This is a genomic window from Tenacibaculum sp. E3R01 (assembly GCF_003318185.1).
In the GTDB taxonomy this organism is placed as follows: Bacteria; Bacteroidota; Bacteroidia; order Flavobacteriales; family Flavobacteriaceae; genus Polaribacter; species Polaribacter halocynthiae.
Genome location: NZ_QOCC01000007.1, coordinates 1 through 19,518, shown reverse-complemented (window position 1 = coordinate 19,518; position 19,518 = coordinate 1). Strand labels below are relative to the sequence as shown.

16 protein-coding genes and 1 riboswitch are annotated in these 19,518 nt (G+C 29.6%); of the genes, 6 read left to right on the top strand and 10 right to left on the bottom strand.

Translation table 11 applies throughout. The features are described from left to right. Positions 1 to 255 precede the first annotated feature (255 nt). From DS884_RS00215 to DS884_RS00205, 3 genes are all read right to left on the bottom strand, one after another. Complete coding sequence (locus tag DS884_RS00215) at positions 256 to 1,326, bottom strand: DUF5074 domain-containing protein (RefSeq protein ID WP_113785327.1); 1,071 nt, start codon at positions 1,324 to 1,326, stop codon at positions 256 to 258. Positions 1,327 to 1,328: 2 nt separating this feature from the next. Continuing rightward, complete coding sequence (locus DS884_RS00210) at positions 1,329 to 3,200, bottom strand: TonB-dependent receptor domain-containing protein (RefSeq protein WP_113785326.1); 1,872 nt, start codon at positions 3,198 to 3,200, stop codon at positions 1,329 to 1,331. Between the two features lie 32 nt (positions 3,201 to 3,232). Continuing rightward, positions 3,233 to 3,431: riboswitch (cobalamin riboswitch) on the bottom strand. Between the two features lie 27 nt (positions 3,432 to 3,458). Continuing rightward, the gene (locus tag DS884_RS00205; protein ID WP_113785325.1) at positions 3,459 to 4,379 is read right to left on the bottom strand and encodes an ABC transporter substrate-binding protein; all 921 of its coding nucleotides are present in this window, start codon (positions 4,377 to 4,379) and stop codon (positions 3,459 to 3,461) included. Positions 4,380 to 4,482: 103 nt separating this feature from the next. On the opposite strand from DS884_RS00205, the gene DS884_RS00200 reads away from it, so the two are divergent. From DS884_RS00200 to chrA, 6 genes are read left to right on the top strand one after another with little or no spacing between them, the layout of a single operon-like run. After that, the gene (locus tag DS884_RS00200) at positions 4,483 to 4,986 is read left to right on the top strand and encodes a bifunctional adenosylcobinamide kinase/adenosylcobinamide-phosphate guanylyltransferase (protein WP_093870847.1); all 504 of its coding nucleotides are present in this window, start codon (positions 4,483 to 4,485) and stop codon (positions 4,984 to 4,986) included. A 5-nt stretch (positions 4,987 to 4,991) separates the two neighbouring features. Further along, positions 4,992 to 6,029 (top strand): nicotinate-nucleotide--dimethylbenzimidazole phosphoribosyltransferase, encoded by a 1,038-nt coding sequence (gene cobT / locus DS884_RS00195; protein ID WP_113785324.1) that lies wholly within the window; start codon positions 4,992 to 4,994, stop codon positions 6,027 to 6,029. A 3-nt stretch (positions 6,030 to 6,032) separates the two neighbouring features. Continuing rightward, positions 6,033 to 6,800 (top strand): adenosylcobinamide-GDP ribazoletransferase, encoded by a 768-nt coding sequence (locus tag DS884_RS00190; RefSeq protein WP_113785323.1) that lies wholly within the window; start codon positions 6,033 to 6,035, stop codon positions 6,798 to 6,800. Then, positions 6,785 to 7,315: an alpha-ribazole phosphatase gene (cobC, locus tag DS884_RS00185; protein WP_113785322.1), complete on the top strand. Its 531-nt coding sequence runs from the start codon at positions 6,785 to 6,787 to the stop codon at positions 7,313 to 7,315. Before DS884_RS00190 ends, cobC begins: the two co-directional genes overlap by 16 nt. A gap of 6 nt (positions 7,316 to 7,321) precedes the next feature. After that, complete coding sequence (locus DS884_RS00180) at positions 7,322 to 8,434, top strand: ABC transporter substrate-binding protein (RefSeq protein ID WP_113785321.1); 1,113 nt, start codon at positions 7,322 to 7,324, stop codon at positions 8,432 to 8,434. A gap of 26 nt (positions 8,435 to 8,460) precedes the next feature. Further along, positions 8,461 to 9,603: a chromate efflux transporter gene (gene chrA / locus DS884_RS00175; RefSeq protein WP_233487080.1), complete on the top strand. Its 1,143-nt coding sequence runs from the start codon at positions 8,461 to 8,463 to the stop codon at positions 9,601 to 9,603. 78 nt (positions 9,604 to 9,681) lie between these two features. Here chrA and DS884_RS00170 read toward each other — a convergent pair whose 3' ends face one another. The 7 genes from DS884_RS00170 to DS884_RS00140 form a co-directional block, all read right to left on the bottom strand. Beyond that, positions 9,682 to 10,635 (bottom strand): acetyl-CoA carboxylase carboxyltransferase subunit alpha, encoded by a 954-nt coding sequence (locus tag DS884_RS00170; RefSeq protein ID WP_093870842.1) that lies wholly within the window; start codon positions 10,633 to 10,635, stop codon positions 9,682 to 9,684. Between the two features lie 111 nt (positions 10,636 to 10,746). Continuing rightward, positions 10,747 to 11,634, bottom strand: a complete 888-nt coding sequence (locus DS884_RS00165) for a DMT family transporter (RefSeq protein ID WP_113785320.1) — start codon at positions 11,632 to 11,634, stop codon at positions 10,747 to 10,749. After that, positions 11,621 to 12,706, bottom strand: a complete 1,086-nt coding sequence (locus DS884_RS00160; RefSeq protein ID WP_093870840.1) for an LptF/LptG family permease — start codon at positions 12,704 to 12,706, stop codon at positions 11,621 to 11,623. Before DS884_RS00160 ends, DS884_RS00165 begins: the two co-directional genes overlap by 14 nt. Position 12,707: 1 nt before the next feature. Beyond that, a complete protein-coding gene (tgt, locus tag DS884_RS00155; protein ID WP_113785319.1) occupies positions 12,708 to 13,838 on the bottom strand; it encodes a tRNA guanosine(34) transglycosylase Tgt in 1,131 nt (376 codons plus the stop codon). 81 nt (positions 13,839 to 13,919) lie between these two features. Continuing rightward, positions 13,920 to 14,741: a 23S rRNA pseudouridine(2604) synthase RluF gene (rluF, locus tag DS884_RS00150; RefSeq protein WP_113785318.1), complete on the bottom strand. Its 822-nt coding sequence runs from the start codon at positions 14,739 to 14,741 to the stop codon at positions 13,920 to 13,922. Between the two features lie 75 nt (positions 14,742 to 14,816). Beyond that, a complete protein-coding gene (locus DS884_RS00145) occupies positions 14,817 to 15,764 on the bottom strand; it encodes a type IX secretion system membrane protein PorP/SprF (protein WP_093870837.1) in 948 nt (315 codons plus the stop codon). A gap of 2 nt (positions 15,765 to 15,766) precedes the next feature. Continuing rightward, positions 15,767 to 19,518: T9SS type B sorting domain-containing protein (locus DS884_RS00140; protein ID WP_147239341.1), on the bottom strand; the 3,752-nt coding region annotated here is incomplete at its 5' end.

The window sequence follows — 19,518 nt, the reverse complement described above, 5'->3', positions numbered from 1 at the left end:
CGTTAGTTAATTTTTATACTAAAGTAAAAATCGATTAACTATTTATATACTAATTCTCTGTTAAAACGTTAATTACTTTCCTACAAGACGTTTGTTTTAAAATTATGTTACAAAAAAATATAATAATTTTACACAAAAAAAAGTCAGGGCTGAAAACTAACAACTTATATAAAAAACAAAAGCTCACATTTAAGTGAACTTTTGCTACTATAAATGAACTTTATAGATTTAAGGGGAGATATTATTATAAACTTATTAGTTAAAATAAATTTTAGAAGCTCCTAAAGCAACTTCTTTTGTTTCTTTTTTGGTTTTAGTTACTAAGTCATAAACATTCAACTTACTTAATCCAGTAAAACTAGCATCTAATACATATAAATTATTATCCTTTACTGCCAACCCATATAAATAACCAGCATCAGTTGTTATCAATTTTGCTGTTGGAAGAACTATTGCATTGTCTTCTACTTTATAAATATCTTTACCTAAACTGTAATAAATACTATTGTTACTAACTACCATTTGAGACGGGTGATCTCCTTCTTTAAACGTTAACTCTGATTCCCATCTATTTTCAGTTGTATCAATAAAAGTAATTGCTCCTTTAGTATGACCAGTTACATTCCAACTTGTATCATAAATTGTTTTTCCTTCACATAAAACAACTAATTTACCAGAATTGTTGATATATAGTTCATCCGGCTTGTCTTTAATTGTAATCTCTTTATCTACCTTTTTTGTAGAAATATCTATCACGCTTATTTTGTTATTAGTTCCAAACGCTCCTTTATGTGACACATATAATTTACCATTTTTAGATACTATTCTTTCAGGACCTAAGACAACATCTATTTTACCTTCATTTTGAAATGAAGATAAGTTTACAATAGCAACAAAATCATCATTGTCATTATCGGTTGCTCCCCAGTTTGTTACATATCCTTTATCACCTACAATGGTCATATATCTTGGTTTAATTAAACCTGTTGTAATTGTTCCTTCTTTTTCGAAAGTAAAACGATTCACAACAGTAATCGTATTTTGATTATCTGCTATAATATACGCTCTATCTTTATCAAAAGAAATTGATTGAACATATTCTCCTAATTCTACTTTATTTACTTTTTTATAAATAGATTTTTCTACAGTTGAAAGATCATTTGACACATATGAAACCGAGCCTGAAACCGTTGTAGTTCCTTCACCACTCACTAAAATTCCATTCTCATAATCTCCTTTAGGTAAATTCGGTTCAGCATCATCACTACATGATGTAAAAAGAATGGTTCCTAAAAATAATACCCCAAATAATTTAGTTATTTTCATTTTTAAAATTTATAATTGATATTTATATTAAAATTTCTTTCTGGCATTGGCCTCCTCGGCAAAACTACATACTTTTTACCAAGTAAATTATTTATTTTAAACCCTAAGGTTAAACTTTTATTTAGTTTCTGAAATACTTTATACTCACCTCCTGTATTTAACAAGAAAAAACTTGGAACATTAAAGTCTTCTGAATTTTCTTCAGTTGTATATATTTTTCCATTAAATAATGATTGAAAAAATAGAGAAGCTTTTTTATAACTAATAGTCAAATTACTATTTAATAAATGCTTAGGAACAAAGGTTAAAAATTTATCTGTTCTTGTATTTTTAGCAAGTGTATAATTATAATTAATACTTGTAACTACTTTATAGTTTTTATAGTCAAGATTATAATTAAAACTTGCCTCAATTCCTTTATTCTTAGTTTTTGATAAATTAATAGGCACCCATACTCCTGGTCTATTAGGATCTCCTGAAGGAGTCCAAACAATTTTATCTTCAGTATTAATATAATATCCGCCTATATCAATAGATAGCTTTTTATTTTTATACCCAACACCAACTTCTCCTTGTAAAGATATTTCTGGTAATAAATCTAAATTACCTTGTCCAGGCCAAAATAAATCATTGTATGTAGGTACTCTATAATTTTTAGATCCATTAACTCTTATATAAAATTTTGAAAACGGTCTTATTTTTAATCCTGCGGAATATACAAATGGAACATTGTAGTCAGAATTGAAGTCTTTTCTTAATTTAATATTAAATGAAATAAGTTTTTTGATGTTTTGGCTATAAATGAAATATTGAGAAAATTGTTTCCTATTTTTTTCTTGAATCATGTCTGTTGAACCAAAGGTAGATTCATATTCAGAAAAAGAAGATACTGTTGCATTTATTTGAGGAAGTTTTAAATCTACTGAATACCCTCCTATAAATCTTCTTGACTTTCCAAAATTAAATTTTTCTGAAAGTTTATTTGAAAAGTATTGATACTTCTGTGTTAAGTAAGCTACTTTTATTTCATGATTTATATTTCGAGATGAAAAACCATAAATCAACATATTTCTATAATTAGTATCCTTATATTTTTCATTTGCTGAACTTGGGTTTGGCAATGTTCCCGAAAAATGACGTTCTCCTAAATAACTCGTACTAAAAAACTTAAGCTCAGAATTATTTTTAAATCGATATCCAAAACCTAAATTTATTCCATAATTCTCATAATTACCATTTGTATTATTAAACTCAGTATTAAAAAGCTTAAAATCATTATCAGAGAAATTATGAGATATCCCTAACGAAACAGTGTAATTATTATCAGAAATTTTTGATTTATAAATAGAATTAAATGTAGAATAATTTCCTCCAGAAAAAATAAATTCGTTATTAATTTTAAATGTATCATTATATTGAAGTATATCGTTTAAATGTATTGTCCCGCCTATAGCTCCAGAACCATATTCAATACTTCCTCCCCCACTTCTTATATCAATTGCATCAAATAAATTAACTGTTAATGAATTAAATCCTGTTTGGCCGTTATTAACTGAGTTTATATTTATCCCATTCCAAACTACAGCTGTATTGGAGGCACTTGTTCCTCGAAAACTTACTGAACTAGTTCCTCCTTTACCATACTCTTTTAAGTATATTGATGAATTATACCTAATTAAATCTGTAAATGACCCTAAATTTCTAGTTATAACGGAATCAGAAAGGTTTATTATTTTCTGACCAGCTGAATATTTTTGTAATTTTTTAGTAGAATTAATAATAACTTCGTCTAAACGATTATAAATAGAGTCGTTTTGACTTACACTTATAAGTGTATAAAAAAAGAATGAAAAGGCTATTGTTTTTTTTATCATCTTTACATTAAACTTTTATCCCGAAAGTTTGATTTACATCAATATTATTTGGCAGGTCTCCTGGCTTGCTTATTGTAATTTGTCTTCCCATTTAAAATAAAACAGTGACGTAAAGATTAATTACAATATTATTAGCTTACAGTTGCGGGAACAGCCTCGGTTTTTAACCGAATTCCCTTTTAATTTCCTTTAATTAATTGTTAAAGAAAAACCAAAAATAATGGCAAATGTATTCTATTATTACATACCTACAACAACTTAGCTGTAATAATTTGAAAATTTAACTTTTAACTCATCAGCAATAGTATAATGATTAGGGTGAATCATTTGGGCCAAACACTCTATACCATCTACTAAAGTACTTGCTGATGATTGAGTAAACATAGCAAAATCAGCAATGTATACCTTTTTATTTTTCACTGCTCTTAAAGTATTCCATTCTTTTTTATCTTCTAAAAACTTCATATCTTCAAGAGTTCTTTTTATTCCATAACCACAAGGTGCTATAATTAACACTTCAGGATTATACTTAACAATTTTATCCCAAGAAATAACTATACTATCTCCAGATGGATGTGATAATAAATCTACCCCTCCAGCATATCCTATTTGATGAGGAATCCAGTGTCCGCAATTAAACAAAGGGTCAATCCATTCTAATAATAATACACTTTTAGATTGTATTTTATGTATCCTTTGAATATCTACAATATTATATATTCTTTCTTTTAATCCGTTTACATAATTAATTCCAATACTTTCTTGGTTCATTTCTCTTGCAATAGTCAAAGCATTATTAAAAACATCTTCTAAAGAGTTTGGTGTTATTGAAACTAATTTTGGGTGCTTCGCTAACTTGTAAGCTGATTTTGCAACAGATTCTGTATCTATTTGACAAACATCACATACATCTTGCGTAAAAATAAGGTCAGGCGATATACTCTTAAGAATAGGTTCATCTACATAGTACAAAGTACCTCCTTCAGCTTTAGTTCTTGAAAAAATATCAGTTATTTCTTTACTGGTTAATTCCTTTCCTTCTAATTTATATCGAACAGTAACTTCTTTTTCTTTTAATGCTATTTTAGGGCATTCAAAAGTTATTCCATTTAAATAATTTTGCAAACCCATGTCGTAAATCATTTGGGTTACTGCTGGCATAAAAGAGGATACAATCATTTGTTTGTTTTATCTAAAAAAAACAAAAGTAAATAGTAATTTACTTTAATCTTCGTTTTATTAAAAATCTTTGCAATATTTGTCCTCTCTATTTAACATATCTATGATTTACTATATAACAGGAGGTGAACGTTCAGGAAAAAGCAGTTATGCTCAAAAACTTGCTGAATCTTTATCCGATACTCCAATATACCTTGCAACCTCTCGTATTTGGGATGATAATTTTAAAGAACGCGTTGAAAGACACATTTCTGACAGAGATGATCGTTGGACAACTATTGAAGAAGAAAAATTAATTAGTACCTTTATTTCTGAAAAACAAACTGTAGTTATAGATTGTGTTACTTTATGGCTTACCAATTTTTATCTAGATACAAAAAACGATGTGCAGTTAAGTTTAGAATTAGCAAAAAAAGAAATAAATAAGTTAGCTCAAATAGATGCTAACATTATTATCATTTCTAATGAAATAGGCATGGGACTGCATGCTCAAACTGAAGTAGGTAGAAAATTTACTGAATTACAAGGTTGGACCAACCAATACATTTCAAAACATGCTAATAAAGCTATTTTTATGGTTTCTGGACTACCTTTAACGTTAAAATAAACTCAATGAATACAATAATACCCACTCTTTCTAAAAAATCACAAAATACTATTCAAGAAGAAATAGATTATAAAACAAAACCAATTGGAGCATTAGGAGTATTAGAAACCATAGCTTTACAAATAGGGTTAATTCAAAGCACTTCTACCCCAATTCTATCAAAACCTACTATTATGGTTTTTGCGGGTGATCATGGTATCGCAAAAACAAACAAGGTGAGTCCATACCCTCAAGAAGTAACACAACAAATGGTTTTTAATTTTTTAAATGGAGGGGCTGCTATCAATGTTTTTTGTAAACAAAATTCTATTAATTTAAAAATTATTGACGCAGGTGTTAATGCCGATTTTGAAACTAACTCTGAATTAATCAACGCAAAAATAGCTAAAGGAACAGCTGATTATAGTTTAAAAAAAGCCATGTCATTACAAGAATGTGAATTAGCGTTTACTAAAGGAAAAAAACTTGTACGAAAAATATACAGTGAAGGTTGTAATATTGTAGGTTTTGGAGAAATGGGAATTGGAAACACTTCTTCAGCATCGCTTTTAATGAGTTATTTCACAAATACACCTATAGAACAATGTGTTGGTAGAGGTACCGGAGTAAATGATGAAGGTTTAAAAACTAAAATAAATACATTAAAAGAAGTATATGATCTTCATAAAAACTCACTTAATACTCCCATTGATGCATTAATTTCTTTTGGTGGGTTTGAAATTGTTATGATGTGTGGAGCCATGTTAGAGGCAGCTTCATTAAAAATGACAATACTAATTGATGGTTTTATTGTTACTTCTGCTTTATTAGCTGCGAATGCACTTAATTCAAATATTTTAGATTATTGTATTTTTTGTCATACATCTGGAGAGCAAGGCCATACAAAAATGTTAAATTATCTAAACGCTACACCTCTAATTAATTTAGGCTTACGATTAGGTGAAGGAACTGGATGTGCTGTTGCTTTTCCCATAATTAAATCTAGTGTAAACTTTTTAAATGAAATGGCTACTTTTAAAAGTGCAAACGTTTCTGAAGCTTAAAACATGAAAAATCAAATTCATTACTTTTTAACAGCTGTACTATTTTTCACTAGAATACCTTGCCCTAAGTGGGTTGATCACTCTCCTGAAATATTAAATAAAAGTAGTAGATACTTTTCTTTAGTAGGAATATTAGTTGGCTCAATAGCTTCCTTATCATATTTTATTACTTCTTTTCTTTTTACTCAGGATATTGCTATCATACTAAGTATGATAACATCTATTTGGATTACAGGTGCTTTTCATGAAGATGGGTTTGCAGATGTATGTGATGGTTTTGGAGGTGGGTGGACTAAGGAAAGAATATTAATGATTATGAAAGATTCTAGACTAGGAACTTTTGGAGTAAGTGGTTTAATATTTATTTTAGCTTTAAAATTTCTAGCTTTATATCATTTACAAGACCTATCAATTAACCTTATTATTGTTATTATTTCTGGACATAGTATTAGTCGATTTATAGCTACTTTATTACTCTATACTCACGAATATGTTAGAGATATTGATAGTTCTAAAGTAAAACCAACTACCCAACAAATGAGTACCAAATCACTAATCATATCAGGTGTATTTGGTGTACTTCCTTTACTTTTTTTTCAAAAAAATATAATCTTTTTAGCCTTACTTCCATTGTTAGTTACTTTTCTTTACATGGGACATTTTTTTAAAAAATGGATTGGCGGACAAACTGGAGATTGTGCTGGTGCCTTACAACAAGTTTCTGAAGTTATTTTTTATTTATCTATTTTAAGTTTATGGAAATTATTTTAATAAGGCATACTACACCTGATATAGCAAAAGGTATTTGTTATGGTCAATCAGATATTAACATTAGAGATTCTTTTTTAGAAGAAATTAAGCCTATTTTAAAAGAAATACCTGTGAACAATGAAAATGTAACTTTTTATAGTAGTCCATTAAAACGTTGTGCAATTTTAGCAAAAGAATTAACTACAAAAATTACTTTTGACAATCGATTAAAAGAATTGAACTTTGGTGATTGGGAACTAAAAAAATGGGATGAAATTAATAGAGTGGATTTAGATATTTGGATGAACGATTTCGTTAATGTTCCAACAAAAAATGGAGAATCATATATTGATTTACATCAAAGAACTACATCTTTTTTAAAAGAATTGAAACAAAATAAAACAAAAAAGGCTATAATAGTTACTCATGCTGGAGTGATTAGAAGTATTTGGTCATATATAAACAATATACCATTAGAAAAATCCTTTGATTTAAAACTTGCTTATGGTGCTATTATAAAACTAAATTTAGTTTAAAATATTATGAAACAATTTTTATTATTATATATAATATCTTTTTTTTTAATTCAATGTAAATCATCTAATCAAAAAGAAAGTATTAAAAAAACAGATAAAATAAGCGTATTAAAATATGCTAAAGGTTTTGAAATTATTACTAAAAATGGTTATAAAGAGTTAATTATAAAAAAGGTATTTCAAAAGTCAAACAAACAATTTTCTTACATACTTAGTAACTCTAAAAACAATAAAAATGAAATTAAAGTGCCAGTTAAAAAACTGGTAGTTACTAGTACTACGCACATTCCAATGCTAGAGTTATTAGGTTCAGAAAGCGCTTTAGTAGGTTTTCCTAATACCCAATATATATCTTCTAAAAAAACTAGAAAAAGAATAACAGAAGGAAAAGTAATCGAATTAGGTTCTGAGCAAAGTATGAATACGGAAAAATTAATGGACTTAAACCCTGAACTTGTTGTTGGTTTTTCATTACACCCAAACAATAAATTATATGAGAATATAAGAAAAGCAGGTATTCCTGTAGTTTTTAACGGAGATTGGCTAGAAGAAACTCCTTTAGGTAGAGCAGAATGGATAAAGTTTTTTGGTGCTTTACTTAACAAAGAAAAAGAAGCCGATAGTATTTTTAACAAAATAGAAGCAGAATATTTAAAAGCTAAGAATATTGCCAAAGAAAATAATAAAAATATCACTGTTATTTCGGGCAGTATGTTTAAGGATGTTTGGAATGTTCCTGCAGGAAAAAGTTTTTTTTCATCGTATTTTAAAGACGCAAATCTTAATTATTTATGGAAAGACACGAATGGAACAGGTAGTTTACAACTTAGTTTTGAAGAGGTTTTAGATAAAGGGAAAAAAGCAAATTTTTGGTTTAATTGTGGACTGTATGAAACAAAAACACAATTAACAACTGCCAATATTCATTACAAAGAATTTGATGCTTTTATAAACAACAACTTATATTCTATTGCTCACAATAAAGGTGAAACTGGTGGTTTAATATATTTTGAATTATCTCCAGTACGTCCAGACCTTGTTTTAAAAGATTTAATAAAAATTACTCAACCAAATTTATTACCAAACTATCAATTATCTTTTTACAATCGTGTAAAATAACTAGTTTAGCTATATAACAAAATATTTTGAGCGAAATAAATAAAACAGTATCACAAAAAAAAGACTTAAAAGAAGTAGCTACTTTATTTTTTAAACTAGGATGTATTGCATTTGGTGGACCAGCTGCACATATAGCAATGATGGAAGATGAAGTTGTTACAAAACGAAAATGGATGACTCAAGAACATTTTTTAGATCTTGTAGGTGCTACTAATTTAATTCCAGGCCCTAATTCTACCGAAATGACTATGCATTGTGGGCATGAAAGAGCCGGATGGAAAGGATTATTTGTTGCTGGGATTTGCTTTATTTTTCCTGCAGCTTTAATTACTGGAGTTTTTGCTTGGCTTTACCAAGAATATGGCCAATTACCAGATGTCAATCCTTTTATTTATGGTATAAAACCAGCTGTGATTTCTATAATTTTAATGGCAGCTTATAAATTAAGTAAAAAAGCTATAAAAAGTAAACTGTTAGCCTTACTTTGTATTTTAGCAATAATAGCATGCTTGTTTGGAGTAAATGAAATTATTGTTCTTTTTGGAGCTTCTATTTTAGGGGTATTATTATTTTTTATTAAAAGAAATAATAATTATTTAAATAGCATTATTCCTTTATTCATTATGCAATTTAGCACAGAAACCAAAGTATCAACTTTAAGTGTGTTTTTAGTTTTCCTTAAAATTGGAGCAATACTTTATGGTAGTGGTTATGTATTATTTGCTTTCCTTGACTCAGAATTAGTAGCTAATGGTTGGCTTACTAAACAAGTCTTACTAGACGCTATTGCTGTAGGACAAATAACTCCTGGGCCAATTTTAACTACAGCTACTTTTATTGGGTGGCAAATGAATGGTTTTTTAGGGGCTTTAGCTGCTACATTTGGAATATTTCTACCTTCTTTCCTTCTTGTTTTAATACTAAACCCATTAATTCCTAAAATGCGAAAATCAAAAGTAATAGGAAATATTTTAGATACCGTTAATGTAGCTGCAGTAGCTTTAATTATAGCCGTTTGTTTAGAAATGGCTAAAAATACTATCACAGATTGGAGAACAACTTTAATAGCGATAGTTAGTTTACTTATTGTTTTTTTATTTAAAAAATTAAATAGTGCTTTTATTGTTTTAGGAAGCTCTTTTCTAGGATATTTATTAACTTTTGTTTAATTCTACAATTACTTTTATAAAAAAGAGCATCTTATAAATTTAAGATGCTCTTTTATTATATATTATTTAGGAAAAAAATTACTCTTTATATACTCCCATATTAGCATATTTTTCCATTCTTTGTCCAACCAATTCAACTTTATCTAACACTTTCAATTCTTCAAAAGCAGTTAAAATTTGGTTTTTTACAGCTTCATAAGCTCCGTTTCTGTCTGAATGTGCTCCACCAACTGGTTCTTCAATTATTCCATCAATTAGTTTTAATTTTTTCAAATCATCACTAGTTAATTTCAATGCCTCAGCAGCTTGTTCTTTAAACTCCCAACTACGCCATAATATTGATGAACAAGATTCAGGAGAAATTACAGTATACCATGTGTTTTCCATCATATACACTCTATCTCCTACTCCAATACCAACTGCTCCTCCTGATGCTCCTTCTCCAATAATAATAGTTATTACAGGAGTTTTTAAACGAGTCATTTCAAGTATATTACGAGCAATAGCTTCACCCTGACCTCTTTCTTCAGCTTCTAAACCAGGATATGCACCTGGAGTATCTACTAATGTTACTACAGGTATACCAAATTTCTCAGCCATTCTCATTAACCGTAAAGCTTTACGGTATCCTTCAGGATTAGCCATACCAAAATTACGATATTGACGTGTTTTAGTATTATACCCTTTTTGCTGTCCGATAAACATAAACGATTGATCACCTATTTTACCTAAACCACCAATCATTGCTTTATCATCTTTAACACTTCTATCTCCATGTAATTCCATAAAAGTATTTCCGCAAATAGCTTTAATATAATCTAGAGTATAAGGTCTATTAGGATGACGTGATAATTGTACTCGTTGCCAAGGCGTCAAGTTTTTATATATATCTTTTTTAGCTTTCTCTAATTTTTTTTCAATTTTCTTACAGGTCTCTGTAACGTCAACATCACTTTCTTTTCCTATATCAAAGCATTTTGCCAATTGATCTTCTAATTCTTTAATTGGCATTTCAAAATCTAAATATTCCATTGTGTATAGTTTGATTTTCTACTTATTTAATCAGTTGTTTGTAAAAGCAAACATACTAAAAATTTGCACAGTTATATTATTACTAACTCTTTTTTACTTATTTTTTTGTTCTTATTTTTTTTCAATAGCTCTTTTATTCTTCAGTAAACCATTTAATAATACTACAAATAAAACAATAGCAGCACCGTAATAAAATTCTATATTCATTTGTTCTTTTTCTCCAAAAATAATTAAAGCTAATATTATAGCGTATACGGGCTCTAAGTTAATAGTTAGCATTACTGTATATGGAGTTAAATATTTCATTACGTGAACGGAGGCTATAAAAGCATAAGCAGTACAAATACTACTTAATAATAATAGATAAAACCAATCTGACAATGGTAAACTAAAAAATTCTAATGAAAATTGATTTGTAAAAATCAAAAATACAGTAACACCTAAAACGCCAAAAAGTAGTTGATAAAATGATATTAAGTCTGCTTCATACTTTTTTACAAATAATCCATTTAATACTGAAAATAAAGCAGACAAAAAAGAGGAAATCAATGCATATATAATTCCTAAAGTATATTTGCTTTCAAAATTAAATATAATATATAACCCAAAAATCACCAATAAACCTAGTAAGATTTCAATTGCTTTTATTCTTCTTTTGAAAAAAACAGGCTCAATTAATGAAGTAAAAAAAGCTCCTGTACTCATAGTTACTAGAGCTACTGATACATTTGATACTTTTATTGCTTTAAAAAAAGTTATCCAATGTAATGCTATTATTAAACCTGAGATTACAAATTTTAAAATTGCCTTTTTTTCTATTTTAAAGCTCTTCTTTTTTACAATAAAATAAATAGCTATAAAAATAACAGCTAGTAGCATTCTAAACCAAACTAATGGTACAGCATTAATAGTTATTAAAGCTCCTAAAATAGCGGTAAAGCCCCAAATAAAAACTATAAAATGTAATAATAAATAATGCTTAAGTTTACTTTCTTGCATTTATATATAAGTATATCGCATAAATACCAAATATGATATTTGGCGTCCAAACATTTATTAAAGGATTTGCATCGGCAACAGCACCAAGAACTTCAGCTATTTTTAAAACAAATATGTACACAAACATAATAGCTAAACCAAAAGCTAAATTAACTCCAATTCCTCCTCTTTTTTTCTTATATGCTAAAGCTACTGCTATTAAAGTTAAAATATATGAAGCAATTGGTAAGCTAGTTCTTTTATACAGCTCAACATAATAAGCGTTTAAATTTTTAATACCTCTTTTTTTAGATATGGTAATAAAATCTATCAGCTCATTTGATCCCATTTCTTGGGCAACAATAGACTTATAATTAAAATCTTTAGGTGTAAATGCAAAAGTTGTATCCATATTATTTCCTGAAGAAATAATATCTCTATCTTTTAGTACTTTACGTATTTTCCAATTATATAATTTAAAAACGCTATCGTTTTTATCCCAATTTATATTTTCTGAAGTTAATTTATATTTTAATTGAATTCCTTTATAAGTTTCAGTTGAGAAATTGTATCCCGAATTTCTTTCTAAGTTAAACCTTTGTATAAAAACATAAGTACTATCATTTAATTGTAAACTAAAGTCCCTTATAGAATTATCAACATAATGTCTACTTGATAGGTATTTTTTTTCAAATGTCCTTCTTGTTTTACTACTAGATGGCACAAAAAAATGATTCATTAAAAGTGCAACTGTTGTTATAATAGTAGCACCAACAAAATATGGATATAAAAATCTAGTAAACGATATTTGTGAGCTATTAATTGCAACTATTTCAGTGTTATTAGCAAGCTTAGATGTAAATAAAATCACAGCTATAAACAATGCTAATGGCATAAATGTATTAACATAGTAAATTATAAAATTTACATAATAATCATTTACAACTTCAAATAATGTTAAGCTTTCATTTCTTAAAAACTTATCTATTTTCTCAGCAATATCAATAGCAACCGCTATTGGTATCAATATAAGTAAGGTAAACAGAAAAGTTACCAAATAACGTTTTAATATGTACCTATCTAATAATTTCAAATTATAAACGTTTGTCCATTTGTTTTACCATCTTGTCTTTCCAATCAACAAAATCTCCTGCTAAAATATGCTTTCTTGCTTCGCGGGTTAACCATAAGTAAAACCCTAAGTTATGTATAGATGCTATTTGTTTACCTAACATTTCTTTAGATGCAAAAAGATGTCTTAAATATGCTTTAGAATACATCGTATCTACATGAGTAATTCCCATTTCATCTATAGGTGAGAAATCATTTTCCCATTTCTTATTTTTTATATTTATACTTCCATGCGCTGTAAACAACATTCCATTACGAGCATTACGTGTTGGCATAACACAATCAAACATATCAATTCCTAAAGCTATATTTTCTAATATATTTATTGGAGTTCCAACTCCCATTAAATATCTAGGTTTATCTTCAGGTAAAATTTCTGTAACAACCTCAGTCATTGCATACAATTCTTCTGCTGGTTCCCCTACAGATAAACCTCCAATTGCATTCCCTTCAGCTCCTACAGAAGCAATATATTCTGCAGATTGTTTTCGTAAATCTTTATAAGTACTCCCTTGTACTATTGGAAAAAAAGTTTGATTATAATCGTATTTTAAAGGTGTTTTTTCTAAATGATTAATACATCTTTTTAACCAACGATGCGTCATATGCATTGATCTTTTTGCATAATTATAATCACACGGATATGGTGTACATTCATCAAAAGCCATAATAATATCCGCTCCAATTGTACGTTGTGTTTCCATTACATTTTCTGGTGTAAAAAAATGTGTAGAGCCATCAATATGACTTTTAAACTTTACTCCCTCTTCGTTTATTTTTCTTCTTCCAGAAAGAGAGTATACTTGATATCCTCCACTATCAGTTAAAATATTACGATCCCAATTCATAAACTTATGTAACCCTCCAGCTTGTTCAAGGATCTTTGTTTGTGGTCGTAAATATAAGTGGTATGTATTTCCTAATATTATATCAGGATTTATTTGCTCTTTTAATTCAGATTGATGAACTCCTTTAACTGTAGCAACTGTACCTACAGGCATAAATATTGGAGTTTCTATAGTTCCGTGATCAGTAGTTATTACTCCTGCACGCGCTTTACTTTTTGGATCAGTTATTTTTAAGTCAAATTGCATAGTTGGCAAAGATAAGCATGTAAGTTTAATGTTGTAAAGTAGAAAGTTAAAAGTTTCTTATTGTTATTTCTTTTATAAGTTCTATCTATTTCTCTTTCTCCCAAATTTAGAATTAAAATTTGTTCTTTTTCCTGATTTTAAATTTTGATTTTTTTTAGGTTCTTTTGATATTTCTTGAGTTTTAGAAGATGTACTTACTAGCTTAGTAATTTCATCCATTTCTTGAGATGTTAACTCTCTCCACTCTCCTCTTTTTAATTTACCTAAGGAAACATTCATAATTCGTGTGCGCTTTAGTTTAACTACTTCGTAATCTAAATACTCACACATTCTTCTAATTTGACGATTTAATCCTTGAACTAGAATTATCTTAAAAGTTGTATCATTTATTTGTTCAACTTTACATTTTTTTGTAACTGTACCTAGAATAGGTATTCCATTACTCATTCTTTTAATAAAACGCTCATTAATGGTTTTATTTACAGTAACAACATACTCTTTTTGATGATTATTACCAGCTCTAAGAATTTTATTTACAATATCTCCATCATTGGTAAGAAATATAAGTCCTTCAGATGGTTTATCTAATCGTCCAATAGGAAACAATCTTTGAGGATAACCTACGAACTTTACTATGTTCTTTCTTTCTTTACTATCAGTTGTACAAACAATACCTACTGGTTTATTTAAAGCGATATATATAGTTTTAGGTTTTGATTTTAATGGTTTTCCATCAATTTTAACCAAATCACCTTCAAAAACACGATTCCCTAACTGTGCAACTTTTCCATTTATGGTAACCCTCGAAGTACTTATAAATTTTTCTGCTTCACGTCGAGAACATATACCAGTACTACTAATATATTTATTAAGATTTATTGATTTATCGTTAGTATTTTCCATTAAGAACAAAGAAAAAGAAAATCCTCAAAGTACATGAATGTATTTGAGGATTTTTAAAGTTATTTTTATTTTGTATTAAAAAATCATCATTTTTTGAGTACAACGAGCTAAACTAGGTCTTCTTTCATAATCAAATCCAATTGTAATCATATGTGTACCATAGTTAAAGTCTTGTGTTTTATTCATATTAATACTAAAACCATAAGAGGCATAAAAATTACTCTTTTTTAATCCAAATAATGGTGCTATTGCATTTGGTACAAAAAATTGATCATTTAAAAAAGTATAACTCAATCCTGCCCAAACATATCCGTCTCTAATTCCTTTTCTTGCTTTAATATTTAAATCAGTTCTTGAACGTTTATCAAATTCACGATACTCAACTAAAAGAGATGGTTCTAGCTCAAAATTTCTACTTATTTTATCAAAAGTAAACGATGAATACATCGTGTATTTTCTTAATACTTTTGGTTCACTTGAATTAAAATCTCTAACTTTTTTATCTAATAAATTTGAAACATTAGCACTTATGCTAAAGCGTTCATAACGGTATAACATTCCAACATCAAAATTTGAATTACCTACAGATCTATTTGCTAAAGATTGTGAGGTATTATTTTGAGAGGTATCAATACCAAACTGGATATAACTATAACTCAATGCAAAAGATAAAAAACTATCATGAAAATCACTTAATGTTAAATGACTTGCTAAAGATAATTTAGCTCCTTGCTGCGTTGTAAAACCATTTCTATCATTAAAAATAGTTAATCCACCTCCAAATCTATCAGCTAATCTCGCCTCAACTGTTACAGATTGGGTATCAGGAGAGCCTTCAACACCAATCCATTGGCTAACTCCATTCAGTCTAATTTGTAATCCAGACCCAATACCAGCATATGTTGGTGATATTAGGAATGGGTTATCTGCTAAGTGACTTACATATTGAGGTAACTCAACTTCCTGCGCTACTAATCTTACGCTACAGATTATAATACTTATCGTTAATAAAATCTTTTTCATCCTTATCTATATAATGTAAAGTGACCCATTATTTTTCTTTCTTGACCTGATAACTCTTTAAAATATATAGTATACCAGTAATCTCCTGATGGTAATTCTTTCCCATCATATGTACCATCCCAACCTTGAGCTTGAACACCATTAAAAGTAGTTATTTTTCTAGCATACCTATCATAAATAAACACTCTTAATTCATGATATGTTTCTACTTCTAAAGGATACCAATAATCGTTTACTCCATCTCCATCTGGTGTAAAAATATTAGGTACTTCAATAGTAATATAAACTCCTTCAATTGTTAACTCAGTTTCACATCCTCTACTATCTCTAACTTTAATTTTGTATTCTCTAGTTTCAAAAATAGTAAACTCGTTTTCAGAACTAAATTCTCCATCGTCAATGCTATACTCATAAGGTGGTAAACCAAAACTAGCATTTGCTATTAACTTGTTTTTCTGAGAATCATCTATTGTTAATACTAACTCTTGAATATCTAATACTTCATCTACATTAAGTGTAACTGGGCATGAACTCACAGCGTGTTCTACTGTAACTGTATAATTACTACTTGGTGCTACATTCGTAAAGATACCAGTATCATTAGAAGAAACTAGTGCTCCAGAATCTAATAATGAATATACTACTGCGTCTTTATACTCATCTTGTACCATTGCTGTAATTACATTTCCTACAGGACAAGTATATTCTAAATTAACTTGTAATTGTAAATCTATAGGTCTTACAGTTTCTATTAAAGGTAAAGATTCTGGACTACATACATCATTACTATTTCTAACAGAAATTCCATATTTTTTATTTGCTTCAATACCCTCAGAAGCTCCTAAAACGATTATACCTTCATTATATCTTCCTGGTAAATCAATTCCATTGATACTTACAATATAAGTTGCTGAACCTGGTAAAATACCTCCTCCAGTAGCTTCAATCCTTATTACTGGTGTTGGGTCTGCTATACAAACTTGCTGAGTTACATCTACTAACCTTACAGCTAAAGGTGTTGGAGTTAAAATTTCTACTTCAATAGTATCATAACATCCTACTCTATCCTTAACCGTTATTGTATATGTACCTGGTGCTAAGTTTTCAAAAACATTTGTTTTAACAAATTTATTTGGTGGCTCTGAACTTATATTGTACTCATATCCAGAATTACCTCCTAATGCATTAACTGTAATAGTACCATCGCTTCCTCCGTTACAATTAACATTTGTATGAGTTTCACTTAATTGTAAAGCATCTGGTTCAGTTATTTCATGTACTCCTGTATCTATTTGACAAACATCTCCATCTGCATTTGTACTAAATACTCTAATTTTATAGTTACCTGCAACTAAACCTGAGAACATGTTAGATGCTTGAGTAGGTCTTATAATAGTGTTAGAAGGATCTAATAATTGGTACTCATAGCTACCTAAACCTCCAGTAGTTATAGCAGATAAAACTCCATTATTATCTCCATTACAAGTTACAAACCCTGTTACCACCCTTAAACTAGAAACTAACTCTTCATAAGGGTCAACTGTTACTAAAGTAAATGGGTCTGAAGTACATCCATTAGCATCTCTAACATAAAACTGATGTTTACCTGCTACTACACCAAAAATATTACTAGGAACAAAATTAACACCATCAACACTATAAGTGTAAGATCCTGTTCCTCCCTGACCTGTAACAACAACAGTGGCTAAGTTTCTATCACAAGTAATTGCGGTAGTTACTCCAGCTTGAGCTAAAACCTTAGTAGGATCAGTTAACTGAATATTTATAGGTGAACTTTGACAAGAATATTCATCATATACATTCACTATATAACTACCTGCTTTCAAGTTTGTAAAAGTAGTACTTGACTGATTAGCAGATATAGTACCATCAGGATAAGTTAATGTATAAGTGTATACTGGAGTAGCTCCTTGTCCACCAGTCGCATTTGACATAGTAATAGTACCTGTTTGTTCGCCGTTACATAAATTATTTGAAACACTATAACTTGCTGTTATTGGAGTAGGATTAAATAACTCAAACATTATTGTCTCTCTACAGTTATTAAGGTCTCTAACTGTTGCTGAATATTGCCCGGCATTTAAACCTATAATAACGTTATTTGCATCAAAATTTTGTATAGTAATACCTGTTGTAGTATTTACTAATTCAAATTCGAAGTTACCCCAACCTCCTGTTGCATTTAAAATAACTTCACCTGTACTAGGTCCTACACAACTAATAAGACTAGGTGCAGCTGTAATACCTAAACCTCCTGTTGGTTGTGTTATTGTTACTGGTGCAGAGGTCACTGGACAGAATGGACTTCCTACTTGTGTTACTACTACATAGTAACTTCCTGAAGATAAACTTCCTATTGTGGTTAATCCTGTTGCTGTTCCGGTTACTCCTGTCGTTACTCCTCCTGAATTAAATACTTCATAGTTATACGTTCCTGCGTATGGACTACTACTACTGAAATCAAATGTTAACTCTCCTGTTGCTGTTCCAAAACAAACTACATCACTGGTCTTATTTATATCTAAATTAAACACTGGTTCTACAGATACCTGATGAACTGTTGATAATCTACATCCTGTTACTGGATTGTAAATTACAACCTCATAACTTCCTGTTCCTAATCCTGTAAATACTTCTGGATTTGCTGCCGGTGCTGTTTGAGTTACCGTCGCGAAAACCGTTCCGTTAATACCTGTTACACTATATTCTACTGCTGGTATTGCTGATACTGATGTATAGCCTACAGTAATGTTCTCTCCGGAAGCACAATCAATGGCTTTATCTACTGTAATAGTAGCATTAGTCATTGCGTTAAATACTGCAATTGCTGCATTGGTTACTCCAGTACATCCTTTATCATCATAAGCTGTTACATTTACTGTTCCGCCTGCTATATTAGTAACAGTGAAAATTGAACTTGAATCATCTTGTGTAATATCATCAGATAAATTAGCTGGTGTTCCATTATCATATACAAATACATAACGCACGAAGGTTCCTGTTCCTCCGGTGATTGATCCTGGTGTTACCGTTACCGTTGCATTGTTTGTTACATTATCTGTTGTACAGCCAAACTCTACAACTGCTACTGCTCCACTTACATCTACTGCATTGTTTTCTGTAATAGTTACATTCTGTGTAGAAATACATCCGTTAGTTCCAGTTCCTGTGATTACATAGTTTCCTGCTGGTAAGCCTGTATAAGTTAAACTTCCTGCATTGAACGTTCCTGCTACTGGAGCTATACTATATGTTAATGGATTAATACTATTATTTACCTCAGTTATCTGAATCTCTCCTGTACTTGTTCCATTACAAATTCCATTTACACTCGCTACCGCACTAAAGTTTGGCTCTATCGCTGGTAAAATTACTATCGTGGTGGTACTTGAACATGTTGGAGTAGCTCCCATATCAAACACCTCTACTGTATAGGTATCTGCTGTAGCTGCTGAGAAATTTACTGTCGTTCCTCCTGTACTTGTTTGGGCAACTACCGTTCCTCCTGAATTTGTTACTGCATATTCATACGTTCCTGATCCTGAACTGATATTTAATGCTACAACTCCTGCTGGACTTGCACTACAATCTATATTTTTAGTCTGAGTTACTGTAAATGCTAAACTTGGTAACATCGTTATAGCTTGTGCTGAGGCACTACAACTATTACTATCTGATACGGTTACAGAATAAGATCCTGCTGCTACATTAGTAAATGTAAAGGCTCCTGTTC

Bases quoted from the DNA above. Each gene is read 5' to 3' on its own strand.
- DS884_RS00215 (WP_113785327.1), bottom strand. From the start codon at position 1,326: ATGAAAATAACTAAATTATTTGGGGTATTATTTTTAGGAACCATTCTT.
- DS884_RS00210 (WP_113785326.1), bottom strand. From the start codon at position 3,200: ATGATAAAAAAAACAATAGCCTTTTCATTCTTTTTTTATACACTTATA.
- DS884_RS00205 (WP_113785325.1), bottom strand. From the start codon at position 4,379: ATGATTGTATCCTCTTTTATGCCAGCAGTAACCCAAATGATTTACGAC.
- DS884_RS00200 (WP_093870847.1), top strand. From the start codon at position 4,483: ATGATTTACTATATAACAGGAGGTGAACGTTCAGGAAAAAGCAGTTAT.
- cobT (WP_113785324.1), top strand. From the start codon at position 4,992: ATGAATACAATAATACCCACTCTTTCTAAAAAATCACAAAATACTATT.
- DS884_RS00190 (WP_113785323.1), top strand. From the start codon at position 6,033: ATGAAAAATCAAATTCATTACTTTTTAACAGCTGTACTATTTTTCACT.
- cobC (WP_113785322.1), top strand. From the start codon at position 6,785: ATGGAAATTATTTTAATAAGGCATACTACACCTGATATAGCAAAAGGT.
- DS884_RS00180 (WP_113785321.1), top strand. From the start codon at position 7,322: ATGAAACAATTTTTATTATTATATATAATATCTTTTTTTTTAATTCAA.
- DS884_RS00170 (WP_093870842.1), bottom strand. From the start codon at position 10,635: ATGGAATATTTAGATTTTGAAATGCCAATTAAAGAATTAGAAGATCAA.
- DS884_RS00165 (WP_113785320.1), bottom strand. From the start codon at position 11,634: ATGCAAGAAAGTAAACTTAAGCATTATTTATTATTACATTTTATAGTT.
- tgt (WP_113785319.1), bottom strand. From the start codon at position 13,838: ATGCAATTTGACTTAAAAATAACTGATCCAAAAAGTAAAGCGCGTGCA.
- rluF (WP_113785318.1), bottom strand. From the start codon at position 14,741: ATGGAAAATACTAACGATAAATCAATAAATCTTAATAAATATATTAGT.
- DS884_RS00145 (WP_093870837.1), bottom strand. From the start codon at position 15,764: ATGAAAAAGATTTTATTAACGATAAGTATTATAATCTGTAGCGTAAGA.